Here is a 13,943-nt window from a genome sequence, read left to right as displayed (position 1 = left end):
AGCAGAACTCACACCGGCTGCAACTTCTTCTCGAACACCGCCCCCCCTTCCAGATCCCGCAACACCACGCTCATCTCCCCACTCTGCCCGTCAATGTTCACCTCGCCAAAGAACTGAAAGCCGGCAAACGGCGAGGTGTTCTGGGCCGGGGGTGCCTTCTGGAACACCACTTCGGGGCCGAAGGTCTTGTCCAAGGGATTGGGTCCGAAACTGCCGGCGTTCAGCGGCCCGGCGACAAATTCCCAGAACGGCTCGAAATCCTGGAACGCGGCCTGTTCCGGGTGGTAGTGGTGGGCGGCGCAATAGTGGACATCGGCGGTGAGCCAGACGTAGTTGCGCACTTGATGCTTGCGCAGGTAGCCAAGCAGTTCGGCCATTTCAACTTCGCGGCCCTGGGCCTGGCCCGGGTCACCGTTGGCGACCGCTTCCCAGCGTGGCACACCGGGGCTGACTTCACCGTCGGGTACGCCCAGGCCGATGGGCATGTCGGCGGCGATGACTTTCCATTGAGCGCGGGATTGCTGCAACTCGCGCTTGAGCCAATTCAACTGCTCGCGACCGAGGAAGGGTTTGGCCGCGCCGAGGTTGGCATCATTGGCCTCTCGGTAGCTGCGCATGTCGAGCACGAACACATCCAGCATCGGTCCATAGGCGAGTTTGCGATAGATCCGCCCGCCGCCATCGGCCTGCTGCAAGCGCATCGGCGCGTATTCCAGCCAGGCTTGGCGCGCACGGCCCACCAGAGTGCCGATATCCCTGGTCTGGTAGCGCTCGTCCAGTTGTTTGCCCGGCGACCAGTTATTGACCACCTCGTGGTCATCCCACTGCCAGATCTGCGGCACCTCGGCGTTGAAGCGCCGCACGTTCTCGTCCATCAGGTTGTAGCGGTAATTGCCGCGATACTCGTCCAGCGTCTCGGCCACCTTGCTCTTGGCTTCGGTGGTGAGATTACGCCAGATGCGCCCGCCTTCCGTGGTGATCTGGGCAGGCACCGGGCCGTCAGCGTAAATCGTGTCGCCGCTGTGGATGAAGAAGTCCGGCAGGCGCAGGCGCATGGCTTCGTAGATACGCATGCCGCCGAGGTCCGGGTTGATCCCGAAGCCTTGGCCGACGGTGTCGCCGCTCCAGACAAAACGGATATGGCGCTTGAACCGCGGCGCGCTGCGCAGATGGCCCAACCAGCGTTCACTGGCAACGCCGCTCTGGGCGTCTTCGAAATGGACGCGGTAGAAAATCGCCTGGTCGGGCGGCAGGCCACTGAGTTCGACCCGGGCGGTGAAGTCGCTGCGACCATCGGCCAGTGGCGAAACGACGCGCCGGGGGTTGAGGAAGCCGCTGCGGGTGTCCCACTCCACCACCATGCGCGCCGGACGGTCGCTGCGACTCCAGATCATCACCCGGTCGCCCTGCAAGTCACCGGACTGCACACCATCGGTCAGTACCGGCCGATCCTTGACCGAGGCAATCACCGCTGGCGCCAGCCCCGGCAACAACAACCCCGCCCCCACGGCCTGCATCACACGGCGCCGGCCCAGGTCGAATTCGCTCATGGTGTTCCTCCCAAATGGGGAAACTAGAACATGCTCGTGTTAATCGTTTGTGAACGTTGCAAAAAACAGTGTGGGAGCGAGCCTGCTCGCGATGGCGGAGTATCAGATAACAAAGTTGTTGGCTGATAGACCGCATCGCGAGCAGGCCCGCTCCCACAGGGGACTTCCTATTGTCTCAGGAAATGGCTCAGGCCTTGGCGGGCTCCAGTGCCATCTCGACTTGCTCCGGCCGCTTGAGCAGCGCATACGACACCGCCGTCAGCAGGCTGCCCGCCACGATCGCCATCACGTACAGCAACGCATGGTTGATGGCGTTGGGGATGAGCATCACGAACAAGCCGCCGTGGGGTGCCATGAGTTTGCAGCCGAAGTACATCGACAGCGCACCGGTCAGCGCCCCCCCTGCGATACTGGCCGGGATCACCCGCAACGGATCCTTCGCCGCGAACGGAATCGCACCTTCGGAAATGAAGCACAGCCCCAGCACCAACGCCGCCTTACCGGCCTCGCGTTCGGTCTGGGCAAACTTGCGGCGAGCGATGAGGGTGGCAATGCCCAGGCCAATCGGCGGCACCATGCCGGCGGCCATGGTCGCGGCCATCGGCGCATAACTCTGCGACGCCAGCAACCCCACCGAAAATGCGTAGGCGGCCTTGTTGATCGGGCCACCGAGGTCGACACACATCATCGCCCCCAGTAGCAGGCCCAACAGAATCGCATTGGTGGTACCCATGCTGTCGAGGAAGTGGGTCAGGCTTTCGAGCATGCCCGCCACTGGCTTGCCCACCACGTAGATCATCACCAGCCCGGTGAACAGGCTCGCCAGCAGCGGGATGATCAGGATCGGCTTGAGGGCTTCAAGGCTCTGGGGCAGACGGGCGTAGCGGTTGATCGCCTTGGCCGCGTAACCGGCCAGGAAGCCGGCAATGATCCCGCCGATGAACCCGGCGCCCAGGGTGCTCGCCAGCATCCCACCGATCATCCCCGGCGCGAGGCCAGGACGGTCAGCGATGGAATAGGCAATGTAACCGGCCAGCAACGGCACCATCAATTTGAACGCGCTGTCGCCGCCGATCTGCATCAGCGCGGCCGCCAGCGTCCCGGGTTCCTTGAACGCGGTGATGCCGAACACGAACGACAAGGCGATCAGCAAACCACCGGCCACCACCATCGGCAGCATGAACGACACGCCCGTCAGCAGATGCTTATAGACGCCGGTCTTCTCCGCCTTGGCCGGCCCCGCACTGCTGCTGGAGGCCGTTTCCTGTTGCCCTTCGGCCAAGGCTTTTTTCAGCGTGGCCTCCGCTTGCTTCAAGGCGATGCCCGTGCCGCAGCGGTAGATCTTCTTGCCGGCAAAACGCTCGGTGGCGACTTCGATGTCGGTCGCCAGCAGCACCACGTCCGCATCGGCAATGGCCTGGGGGCTCAACGGATTGCGCGCGCCCACCGAACCCTGGGTTTCCACCTGCAGGTCGTAGCCCAATCGCGTTGCGGCTTGCTGCAATGCCTCGGCGGCCATGAAGGTATGGGCCACGCCCGTCGGGCACGCGGTGATAGCAACCAGGTGCGGCGCACGTTCACTCGCAGCCCCGGGCGATTGCGCAGCACCAGCCGCTTCCTGCTGAACATCCGACTCGAGCAGCACCGCCGCCTCTTCGGCGCCACGTCGCAACACCGAATCGACATCCTGTAGAGCCTGGGCCGGGGTACTGCGGAACAGGCGTTTGCCGACGAACCGCGACAGGTCCACCGGGCCGCTGGCGACCAGCAACACCCACTCGGCGGCTTCAAGGGTGGCCGTCGACAACTGGCGCTCCGGATGGGCCGCGTCATGGACTTCGACGCTGGTGCTCCATCCCTGGCGCTGGGCCGCCGCGTCCAGCAGGCGGGCGCACAACACACTGGTGACCATGCCGTTCGGGCAGGCCGTCACAATGGCTAATTTCATTCTCGCGAACCCTCTTATTGTTCTGTCAGGGGGCGCACGCGCACGCCCTGTTCAAGCGACGCCAGCAACGCGGTGTCATGAATGCCGAAGCCGATCTGGGTGACCGCCATCGCAGCGATGGCCGTGGCGGTGCGCAGGGTCTGCTCCGGGGCGTGTGCACCGAGCAGGCCGTGCAACATGCCCGCCAGCAGCGAATCCCCGGCGCCCACGGTGCTGGCGACGGTGACCTTGGGGGGAGAAGCGTGCAACGCCGAACCGACACTGAACCAATTCACACCGTCGGCACCGTGGGATATCACCACATGCTCAACACCTTGAGCATGCAGGCGTTGCGCCGCTTGGGCCTGGGCCTGTTCGGTCACCACATCGCAGCCCAGTGCATCGGCCAGTTCCTCGGTGTTCGGCTTGATCAGCCACGGCCCGGCCGCCAGCGCGACGCGCAAGGCTTCGCCACTGGTATCGAGGGCCACTTTCAGGCCGAGGGTTTTCAGGCGCGTGATCAATGCCTGCAACCACTGCGGGCTGACACCCCGGGGCAAGCTGCCTGCCACCACCACGGCATCGTGCCCGGGGGCGATCTGCTCCAGGCGCGCCAGCAACGCTTGCTGCGCCGCGTCATCGACCCTCGGGCCGGGGCCGTTGAGGTCGGTGATGCGGCCATCCTGCTCGGCCAGCTTGATGTTGCTGCGGGTTTCCCCGGGCACCCGGATAAAGGCGTCGGCAAAACCGCGTTGAGCGAACAGTGTCTCGAACGTCTGAGCGTTGTCTTCACCCAGAAAGCCGCTGACGGTCAGCGTATGTCCCAGGTCGGCAAGTACCTGGGCGACGTTCACGCCTTTGCCGGCGGCGTGGCTGTGCATGGCATCGCTGCGGTTGACCTGGCCCGGTTCCAGGCGCGCCAGTTCCACCGTGAGGTCGAGCGCCGGGTTGAGGGTCAGGGTAAGAATCTTCGCCATTACAGCGCCTCCACTAATGCGCGCACGTCATTGGCGCTGCCCACGGCCAATGCTTCGCGGGCCAGGGTTTGTGCTTGTTCGAGGCTCAGTTCGCGTACTCGCGCCTTGACCTCGGCAATGCTGCGGGCCGACACACTCAGCTCATCCACCCCCAGGCCCACCAGCACCGGTACCGCCAGCGGATCGGCCGCCAGCTCGCCGCACACGCCCACCCATTTGCCATGGGCATGGGCTGCGCGCACGGTGATGTCGATCAATTGCAACACCGCCGGGTGCAAGCCGTCGGCCTGGGCCGAAAGACTCGGGTGACCCCGGTCGATGGCCAGGGTGTACTGGGTCAGGTCGTTGGTGCCCACGCTGAAGAAGTCGACCTCCTTGGCGAGCACCGGCGCCAGCAACGCGGCGGACGGCACTTCGATCATGATCCCCAGCTGCAGGTCCGCCACCGGAATTTCCAGGCGCAGGCGCTCGGTCATGTCCCGGGCCTGGCGCCATTCCTCGACGTTGCCCACCATCGGGAACATGATCCGCAACGGACGGTTGTCCGCCGAACGCAGCAAGGCACGCAGTTGTGCCTCCATGATCTGTGGGCGCTGCAAAGTCAGACGGATGCCGCGCACGCCGAGGAACGGGTTTTCTTCTTTCGCGATCGGCCAGTACGGCAGCGGCTTGTCGCCGCCGACATCCAGCGTGCGCACCACCAGCGGCCGGCCGGCCAGGCCGTCGAGCACCTTGCGGTATTCGGCTTCCTGGGTCGCTTCGTCCGGTGCCTGGGTGTGGGCCATGAAAATCAGTTCGGTGCGTAACAGGCCGATGCCTTCGGCACCCTGCTCCACCGCGCTGGCGACACCGGCGCTTTCGCCGATGTTGGCGAACACCTCCACCGGGTGGCCATCACGGGTCAGCGCGGGTTGGTGACGCTGTTCGGCAGCAACCTTGAGGCGCTGCTCGCGGGTGTCACGCTCCTCGACGGCGCGTTGCAGGGTGGCGGCATCGGGCTCCACATGCAGGCGACCGCGCTGGCCGTCCAGCAACAATGAAGTGCCTGGGGCCAGCAACAACACCGAGGCCCCCGCCCCCACCAGCGCCGGAATGCCCAGGGCCCTAGCGACAATCGCGCTATGGGCGGTGGCGCCGCCACGTGCGGTGAGAATCCCCGCCACCCGGCTCGGGTCCAGGCGCGCCACGTCGGACGGACCGACCTCGTCCATCACCAGGATGTACGGCTGCTCGGGTTCGTTCGGGGTTTCGACACCGCATAACTGCGCCAGCACGCGTCGGCCGACGTCACGCAGATCGGCAGCACGCTCGGCGAGCAGCGCGTCCTGCAAGGCTTCCTGTTCTTTCGCCGCGGCTTCAATCACGCCCATCCACGCCGCCTGCGCACTTTCACCGAGCTTCAGGCGGGTATCGACTTCGTCAGTGAGCTCAGGGTCGTCGAGCATTTCCTGATGGGTCACGAAGATTTCGCGGATGGCCTTGGCCTTGGCGCGCTCGATCAGGCCTTCGATGTCGCGGCGCACCTGATTCAAGGCGTTCTGCAAGCGCTCGCGCTCGATGGCGGCCGACTCGCCGCGCAGCGGATAGTCGATGGCTTGCACGACCTGGATATGAGCCGGGCCAATGGCGATTCCCGGCGCGGCAGGCACCGCCTGGATCAGGCTGCCGGATTCGGGGGCCAGCATCACGGCGGCGACTTCGGCCATCGGGCTTTCCTGCGGCGCACTCGGTGGCGGCAGCGGCTCGACTTCTTCGCCCAGGCCTTCTTCGATGGCCGCCAGCAGTGCCGGCAACGCATCGGCGGCGATGCTCGGTTCAGCGATGAATTCCAGGACCTGACCGCGGCGGGCGCCCAGGCTCAGCAGCTTGCTCAGGCTCTTGGCCGACACGGCGCTGTCCTGGCCGTCGACGATGCGCACGCGGATCTCGCCTTCGAAGCTTTTCGCCAATTGCGCAAGAATCTTCGCCGGACGCGCATGCAAGCCATGGGCGTTGGCCAGGCCGATTCGAGCGCTGGGCCAGTCGGCGGGCAGCTCGCCACCGAGCACTTCCAGCACCTTGCGACTGCTGGTGGCACGGCCCAGCTCATGGCCGCGACCTTCGATCAGCAACGCGCAGAGTCGTTCGAGCAACGCCTGGTGAGCTTCGCCGAGACTGGCAAGACAGAACAGGCCACTCAAGGGTTGTCCCAGATAGCGGATGGGTTTGTCCGGTGTCACGAAGGCAAGACCTGGGCGCTTGACGGTCTGTTCGCTGTGCAGCCACCACAGGCCATCGCCCAGGGGCAGCGCATCGACCTGCTGCAACACCCCGGCAAAGCCGTTACTCACGCAATCGGCCTGGCGCAGCAAACGGGCGCCACGCCACACCAGCTCTTCGAAATCATCGGCCGACACGCCGAGCCCGATCATCTGTGCATCCAGAGCCAGCTCCTGCGGCGCGCCTTGCAGCAACTTCAGCAAGGCTTCGGCGGAGCCGGCACGCCGCAGCGCCTGGCCCAGGTCGGTCTCGCCGAGGGCGCGGGTCAGCAGTTGCAGCAGGCGCAAGTGTTCGTCGGACTTGGCCGCGATCCCGATCGCCAGGTAGACGATCTGGCCATCGCCCCAGTCCACCCCTTCGGGGAACTGCAGCAAGCGCACGCCGGTGGAGTGCACCAGGTCGCGGGTTTGCGGCGTACCGTGGGGAATGGCGATACCTTGGCCAAGAAAGGTCGAACCCTGGGCTTCACGGGCCTGCAAGCCGGCGAGATAACCTTCGGCCACCAGGCCATCGGCCACCAGTTTGTCAGCGAGCAATTGCAGCGCGGCGGCTTTATCCACGGCGGTCTGGGCCATGGATATCTGCTCTGGATTGAGCTCGAGCATGCTTTCTCCTTTTTGGCGTCGGGTTGGCGCCAGGTATTGTTTTGAATGACAGCTTAGCGTTACAGGACGGCTTTTGGCGGTATCGCGGCAGTGCGGCCAAAAAATCCTGCTAACCTTGAAAATACGCTTGCTGAAACGTTTAATCTAGAAAGATTGGCACGTTACTCGATAATCTCTCATCCTTGAAGTGCAACTTGTCGCCAGTGTTTGGACCACGACCGTCGCGCCGAATCGGTTAGGATGGACGCTCAGTGTCGGGCAAACTCGAAAAAACAAGGAAAAACGGGTTGAAACTCAGTGATATCGCCCAACTGGCCGGTGTGTCCGTCACCACCGCCAGCTATGTCATCAACGGCAAGGCCGAACAGCAACGCATCAGCAATGCGACCGTCGAACGGGTGCGTGCGGTGGTCGAAGAACATGGCTTCACGCCTAACCCCCAGGCCGCCGGATTGCGCAGTCGGCATACCCGCACCCTGGGCTTCATCCTGCCGGACCTGGAAAACCCCAGTTACGCCCGCATCGCCAAGCTGCTGGAACAGGGCGCCCGGGCGCAGGGCTACCAGTTGCTGATCGCCAGTTCCGATGATGCGCCAGAAAGTGAGCGGCAACTGTTGCAGCTGTTCCGCGCCCGCCGCTGCGACGCGCTGATCGTCGCCAGCTGCCTGCCGGCCGGGGATGACAGCTATCGCCAGCTGCAGGCCAAGGGCATTCCGATCATCGCCATCGACCGGGTGATGGAGCCTGAGCACTTCTGTTCGGTGATCAGTGACGACCGTCAGGCCAGCCTGCAACTGACCCGCAGCCTGCTGGAGACGCAACCCCGGCAGATCGTGCTGGTCGGCGCGCGTCCCGAGCTGAGTATCAGCCAGGAGCGGGCCGCGGGCTTTCGCGAAGCACTGAGCGGATTCGATGGCCAGGTGCTGATCGAGCACGGCGAATCGTTCAGCCGCGAATGCGGCCGCCAGTTGATGGACGACTTGCTTGAGCGCTTGGGGCATCTGCCCGACGCGCTGATCACCACTTCCTACGTGCTGCTGCAAGGGGTGTTCGACGCCCTGCACGATTTCCCGCTCAAGTCGCGCCCGCTGCGCCTGGGCACCTTTGGTGACACGCAACTGCTGGATTTCCTGCCATTGCCGGTCAATGCCATGTCCCAGCAACATCAATTGATCGCCGACAAGGCGCTGGAACTGGCCTTGGCGGCCATCGAGAACGATGACTACCAGCCTGGCGTACAGGCCATTGCGCGGACCTTCAAGCAGCGTATCCACCAGGACTGAATCGTGGAGCTGATCGACACCCACACCCACCTGGACTTTCCCGATTTCGACGCGGATCGTCCGGCGCTGCTGGCCGCAAGCCGCGCCTTGGGCGTCCGGCAGATGGTGGTGCTGGGTGTGTATCGCGACAACTGGCAGCGGGTCTGGAACCTGGTACAAAGCGACCCGGACCTGCACGCCGCGCTGGGCCTGCACCCGGTGTACCTCGACCAGCATCGCCCCGACGACATGACCCACCTGCGCGACTGGCTGACCCGCCTGGCCGGCCATCGGCAATTGTGCGCGGTGGGGGAAATCGGCCTGGATTACTACATCGAGAACCTGGACCGTGAGCGCCAGCAGACGCTGTTCGAAGCGCAACTGCAACTGGCGGCGGAGTTCGAACTGCCGGCACTCATCCACGTACGCCGCAGCCACGCAGCGGTCATCGCCACCCTCAAGCGCCTTCCCCTGAAACGCGCGGGGATCATCCACGCCTTCGCCGGCAGTTTCGAAGAAGCCCGCGAGTACATCAAGCTCGGTTACAAACTCGGCCTCGGCGGCGCCGCCACCTGGCCCCAGGCCCTGCGCATGCACCGGGTCCTGGCGAAACTGCCACTGGATGCGATTGTGCTGGAAACCGACTCCCCGGACATGGCCCCGGCAATGTTCCCCGGCCAACGCAACAGCCCGGCACACCTGCCGGCGATTTGCGAGGCCCTGGCCGGCATCATGGCAGTCAGCCCGGAGCAACTGGCCGAAGCCAGCACAGCGAACGCCCGGCAATTGTTCAACTGGTGACAGTACTCTCCGATGCGGACTGCTCGCGCAAGCGGTCAGCCTGGGCGAGAGAGGCTGGATGTACCGACGCCTTCGCGAGCAAGCCCGCTCCCACAATTTGATCGAGGTACCGCAGGAGAGACAGGTCGGCTGTAAAGCCGCCTCGCTTTCTTGCTTTTGCTTTTTGCTTTTTGCTTTTTGCTTTTGATCTTCGGGCCCCATTAACCACGACGGCCGAACGCAGGTATTGCGTAGTGGGCAACCCGGCATGGATGCCGGGTTAGCCGCGCTGGGCCATGGATGGCCCTTCGCGGCGGGCCCACGGAGCAATGCCGGAGTGAGGGTATGCCGAGCCCAGGCGAGGCACCGAGTGGTGGGGCCAAGCGTTCTTTGCTTACTTTCTTTGGCGTTTGAAAGAAAGTAAGCCGCCGTAAGGGCGGAACCCTAAGCCGCCGTTACCGCAGCAACGGATATGTACTCGACCCAACCCCCCGGCCAACCACAAGACCGCCTCGCTTTGCTTTTGCTTTTGCTTTTGCTTTTGATCTTCGGGCCCCATTAACCACGACGGCCGAACGCAGGCATTGCGTAGTGGGCAACCCGGCATGGATGCCGGGTTAGCCGCGCTGGGCCATGGATGGCCCTTCGCGGCGGGCCCACGGAGTAATGCCGGAGTGAGGGTATGCCGAGCCCAGGCGAGGCACCGAGTGGTGGGGCCAAGCCTTTTTTGCTTACTTTTTTTGGCGTTTGAAAAAAAGTAAGCCGCCGTAAGGGCGGAACCCTAAGCCGCCGTTACCGCAGCAATGGATATGTACTCGACCCAAAACCCCGGCCAACCGCAAGACCGCCATCGCGAGCAGGCTCGCTCCCACATGGGTTCCGCAGCGATCTTCACACCCGAAACGCATTGATCAACAACTTGAGCTGCCCCACCTGCGCAGACAATTCACGGCTGGCATCCTCAGTCTGATGCGCACCTTCGGCCGTGCGCTCACCCGCACGGTTGATCTCGACAATGTTCCGGTCGATATCATGGGCCACCGCCGTCTGCTGCTCGACAGCCGCCGCGATCTGCTGATTCTGGTCGACGATCATGCCAACTGCACCGAGGATGTTCTCCAACGCTTGCTGGACCTTCTCCGACTGACCGACCGTGCCATTGGCCATCTCATGACTGGTACCCATGGCCTTGACCGCCGCCCCCACACCGCCGTGCAGACGGCTGATCATCGCCTCGATCTCTTCAGTCGACTGCTGGGTCCGCTTGGCCAGGGTCCGCACCTCATCGGCCACCACCGCGAAGCCGCGCCCCTGTTCACCGGCCCGAGCCGCCTCGATCGCGGCGTTGAGGGCCAATAGGTTGGTCTGCTCGGCAATGCTCTTGATCACATCCAGCACGCGGCTGATGGCCTGGCTGTCGGTCGCCAACTGATTGATCACCTGCACCGACTGATCGATTTCGCTGGCCAGGCGGGCGATGCTGCCCTGTTGGGACTCCACCAACCCTCGCCCGCTGAGTGTTTCATCGTTCACGCTGTGCGCGCTGCTGACCGCCGCTGCGGCACTGCGGGCCACCTCCTGAGCCGTGGCCGACATCTGGTTCATCGCCGTGGCAACCAGTTCGATCTGGCTGCGCTGCCCCGCCACCGCCTGGTTGCTTTGGGCCGATACCGATTCCACCTGCCCGGCCTGGCGCTCCACCTCGACGACTGTCTGACCCACCCGTTCGATCAGGTCGTGGATCTTCGCCACGGTGCCGTTGAACACTTCGCCCAACTCGCCCAGTTCGTCCTTGCTGCGAGCCACGAAATTGACCGTCATATCCCCCGCCGCCACTTTGTCCATCATCCGGCCCAAGTACTGGAGGGTGGTGCGGGTCGAGGCATAGAAACCGGCGTACAGATAGAAAATCAGCAGGAACACCCCCACCAACGCCACGGCTTGCAGCACCATGTGGCTGCGGTTCTGCTCCAGGCGATGCTGCAACTGGACACCGAGAAAACCCAGCACCGCGTCGTTCAGCCGGTAGGTCTGTTCCATCAGGCTGCTGACCTGATCGAAAAATGCCGGCCAGGGCGCATCGAGGGTGTCGGCCATCACCACCTGTTCTTCGATCAGCTCAGCGGCCTTCCTCAAGGTGACCTTGCTGGCGTCAGCCGAACCGGCAAGGGCTTGTCCCGCCGCCGGGCTGGAGGTCAATGCGTCTTGCAGCTTCAGGCCATATTCACCCTGGACTTTTTCGATCTGCGCCAGCAGCTCATCGAACCGGGTGCTGGAGGCGGAATTGAGAAACCCCAGGCCCAAGGCCGAAGCACCCAGCGCACGCCCCTCACCCAGGATCTGGGTGACATCGGGGGTCACGCCGGTAATCAGTTCGCCGAGCTGACGAATATCGCTCTGGTTGTCACGACTAAGCCCCGCCTGACTGGCGATGATCTGGCTGAATATCTGCGAACTGTTGAGCAGCTTGCCGATCAGCGCACTTTTGCTCTGCAGGGAGTTTTCGGTCTGCTGGGCCTTGAACGCGGCGATTATTTCGGCACGCTTGGTCTCGAAGAGACTCGCCTGCTCGGGCTCCACGGCCATGGCGGTCAGGCCTTGCAGACGCGCAAGGATCTGTTGCTCGAGGGTGGCTATTTTTGCGTCCACAGCGCCGGCCTTGCCGGACTGGCCCAGGCTGGCGTTGATCTGCACCAGATTGTTCAGGGTTTCCAGGTCGCGGCGCAGGGTCAGGCTGCTGCCCAGCAGGTCGAGGCTTTGCAGCTCCACTTGCGTTCCCTGGAACTCACGGTAGGAATCGCGCACCAGAAAGAAGTTGGTCACCAGCATCGGCAGCAGGAATAACACGCTGATCAGGCTGAACTTCATGCCAAAACTCAGGCGGTTCATCAGGGCGACGGCGGGCCAGAGCAAACTCTTCACAAGGAAGCCTCCCGGTAGTGTTTTTATTGTTATGGGGTATGCGCACAGAGACAGCAGAAAGCCACTATCGGGCGCCGTCCCTGTATAGCCTAAATCAGAGGGGAGATTTGTAACTTAAGGTTAACGACTGTGGCGAGGGGATTTATCCCCGCTGGGGTGCGCAGCAGCCCTGGTAATTCAAAGGCAAGTATCGAGGGGACTGCCTCGCAGTCCAGCGGGGATAATCCCCTCGCCACAGAAAACCTGTTCGATTAAGCCAACACCGTCCACAACGCAAACCCGGCATACCAGAGCACCGCCGCACGCAGCAGCAACTCCCACAGCCGATCGAGGCTGTTGATGCCGTCCGGCCCGGCCACGGGCTCAGGAATTTCGCCGGCCACCAGGCCGACCTTGTCGACCAATTGAGCGGCGCTGATGTTCCAGTTCAGCAGTTCATGCAGCATCACCCGGCTGACCGCCACGAAGTTGCCCACCAGGGCGAAACTCGCCGCCAGCAGCCGTACCGGCACCCAGTCGAAGGCATGCCGCAGTTGCGCTGCCCGTTCGGCCACGCCGGGGTTCTGGCTATGCTCGGCGGCCAGCGCCAGCAGGCGATAACTCAGGGCCGCCACCGGGCCCAGCAGGAAGTACCAGAAAATCACCGCGAAAAAGCTCTGGTAGGCCTGCCACAACAGATGGCCCTGGACACGTCCCAGCAATTGCTCGCCATTGTCGGCTTCGATATCGAGGTCGCGCTTGGCCACATGGCTGGCCGCTTGCAGGTCTTCGCGACGCCACGCGTCGCGAAACGGGCCCAGCTCGGCCAACAGATCCCCACGCCCCAGGCTGTAGATCACCACCAGCAAGTGTACCGGCAGCACCAGTAATCCGTAGGCCACCGGCTCAAGCACCCACAACAACAGCGCCAGCAGCGCCACGGGCAACAGGACCATGGCCAGCAGCACTAGCCAGGGCCGATTGACCCAGCGAGGGCTCGCCTCGATCCGGTTCAGCTCGCCCAGCCACGCGCCGTCACGCTGGACTCGCTGGCGCAGTGCCGAGAACTTCTCGATCCAGACCGCCAGCAGCAACACCAGAAAACTCATTGTCCTTCCCCTTCTGTCAGGGCCGCTCGATAGCGTCCCCAGTCAAATGCCGGTCCCGGATCGGTCTTGCGCCCCGGCGCGATATCGCTGTGGCCGCAGATGCGCTGCACGGTGATCGCCTTGAAGGCCGCTTGCAACTGCCGCGTCAGGTCCACCAGGGCGGCATATTGCGCGTCGGTGAACGGCAAGTCATCGGTGCCTTCAAGCTCGATGCCAATGGAAAAATCATTGCAGGTTTCCCGCCCCTCGAAGCACGAAACGCCCGCATGCCACGCACGCTCCAGACAAGAGACAAACTGGGTAACGGCGCCGTCACGCTCGATCAGAAAATGCGCGGAGACACGCAAGTCGGCGATACCGGCAAAGTAGGGATGTTCCGTGACATCCAGACGATTCTGGAAGAATTCCTGCACCTTACCCGTGGCGAACTGGGCAGGCGGCAGGCTGATGTTGTGGATCACCAGCAGGGAAATTTCGCCCTCGGGGCGCGCATTGAAGTTGGGCGACGGGCAATGACGCACGCCATCGCACCAACCGCTCGCGGGGTCCAGCTGCATACAGGTTCCTTCGAAG

General features: G+C 63.6%; 9 protein-coding genes. 2 read left to right on the top strand and 7 right to left on the bottom strand.

From position 1 onward, the window contains the following. Positions 1-8: 8 nt before the first annotated feature. The 4 genes from LOY35_RS04025 to ptsP form a co-directional block, all read right to left on the bottom strand. Positions 9-1,550 carry an alkaline phosphatase gene (locus tag LOY35_RS04025; RefSeq protein WP_258630841.1) on the bottom strand — a complete coding sequence of 514 codons (1,542 nt, stop codon included), beginning with the start codon at positions 1,548-1,550 and terminating at the stop codon, positions 9-11. Between the two features lie 187 nt (positions 1,551-1,737). Beyond that, complete coding sequence (locus LOY35_RS04020) at positions 1,738-3,498, bottom strand: PTS fructose-like transporter subunit IIB (protein ID WP_258630839.1); 1,761 nt, start codon at positions 3,496-3,498, stop codon at positions 1,738-1,740. A gap of 14 nt (positions 3,499-3,512) precedes the next feature. Next, positions 3,513-4,454, bottom strand: a complete 942-nt coding sequence (gene pfkB, locus LOY35_RS04015; RefSeq protein WP_258630837.1) for a 1-phosphofructokinase — start codon at positions 4,452-4,454, stop codon at positions 3,513-3,515. Continuing rightward, on the bottom strand, positions 4,454-7,318 hold the full coding sequence (ptsP, locus tag LOY35_RS04010) for a phosphoenolpyruvate--protein phosphotransferase (RefSeq protein WP_258630836.1): 2,865 nt from the start codon (positions 7,316-7,318) through the stop codon (positions 4,454-4,456). Before ptsP ends, pfkB begins: the two co-directional genes overlap by 1 nt. A gap of 287 nt (positions 7,319-7,605) precedes the next feature. Here ptsP and cra point away from each other — a divergent pair, with 287 nt between their 5' ends. Both cra and LOY35_RS04000 read left to right on the top strand, forming a co-directional pair. After that, entirely contained in the window at positions 7,606-8,601 is a 996-nt protein-coding gene (gene cra / locus LOY35_RS04005) for a catabolite repressor/activator (RefSeq protein ID WP_258630834.1), read from the top strand. Between the two features lie 3 nt (positions 8,602-8,604). Beyond that, the gene (locus LOY35_RS04000; protein WP_258630833.1) at positions 8,605-9,381 is read left to right on the top strand and encodes a TatD family hydrolase; all 777 of its coding nucleotides are present in this window, start codon (positions 8,605-8,607) and stop codon (positions 9,379-9,381) included. 870 nt (positions 9,382-10,251) lie between these two features. Here the strand turns inward: LOY35_RS04000 and LOY35_RS28510 are convergent. From LOY35_RS28510 to ampD, 3 genes are all read right to left on the bottom strand, one after another. Beyond that, the gene (locus tag LOY35_RS28510; RefSeq protein ID WP_408981246.1) at positions 10,252-10,956 is read right to left on the bottom strand and encodes a methyl-accepting chemotaxis protein; all 705 of its coding nucleotides are present in this window, start codon (positions 10,954-10,956) and stop codon (positions 10,252-10,254) included. A 1,577-nt stretch (positions 10,957-12,533) separates the two neighbouring features. After that, the gene (gene ampE, locus LOY35_RS03990) at positions 12,534-13,370 is read right to left on the bottom strand and encodes a regulatory signaling modulator protein AmpE (RefSeq protein WP_258630830.1); all 837 of its coding nucleotides are present in this window, start codon (positions 13,368-13,370) and stop codon (positions 12,534-12,536) included. Continuing rightward, positions 13,367-13,927 carry a 1,6-anhydro-N-acetylmuramyl-L-alanine amidase AmpD gene (ampD, locus tag LOY35_RS03985; RefSeq protein ID WP_258630829.1) on the bottom strand — a complete coding sequence of 187 codons (561 nt, stop codon included), beginning with the start codon at positions 13,925-13,927 and terminating at the stop codon, positions 13,367-13,369. Before ampD ends, ampE begins: the two co-directional genes overlap by 4 nt. Positions 13,928-13,943 lie beyond the last annotated feature (16 nt).

Source organism: Pseudomonas sp. B21-028 (genome assembly GCF_024749045.1).
Classification (GTDB): Bacteria; Pseudomonadota; Gammaproteobacteria; order Pseudomonadales; family Pseudomonadaceae; genus Aquipseudomonas.
Note: the sequence above shows the minus strand (reverse complement) of the source record. Positions and strands in the feature narration are given on the sequence as shown.

Excerpts from the sequence above, each read along its gene's own strand:
- LOY35_RS04025 (WP_258630841.1), bottom strand. The coding sequence starts at position 1,550 with ATGAGCGAATTCGACCTGGGCCGGCGCCGTGTGATGCAGGCCGTGGGG.
- LOY35_RS04020 (WP_258630839.1), bottom strand. The coding sequence starts at position 3,498 with ATGAAATTAGCCATTGTGACGGCCTGCCCGAACGGCATGGTCACCAGT.
- pfkB (WP_258630837.1), bottom strand. The coding sequence starts at position 4,454 with ATGGCGAAGATTCTTACCCTGACCCTCAACCCGGCGCTCGACCTCACG.
- ptsP (WP_258630836.1), bottom strand. The coding sequence starts at position 7,318 with ATGCTCGAGCTCAATCCAGAGCAGATATCCATGGCCCAGACCGCCGTG.
- LOY35_RS28510 (WP_408981246.1), bottom strand. The coding sequence starts at position 10,956 with ATGTCGGCCACGGCTCAGGAGGTGGCCCGCAGTGCCGCAGCGGCGGTC.
- ampE (WP_258630830.1), bottom strand. The coding sequence starts at position 13,370 with ATGAGTTTTCTGGTGTTGCTGCTGGCGGTCTGGATCGAGAAGTTCTCG.
- ampD (WP_258630829.1), bottom strand. The coding sequence starts at position 13,927 with ATGCAGCTGGACCCCGCGAGCGGTTGGTGCGATGGCGTGCGTCATTGC.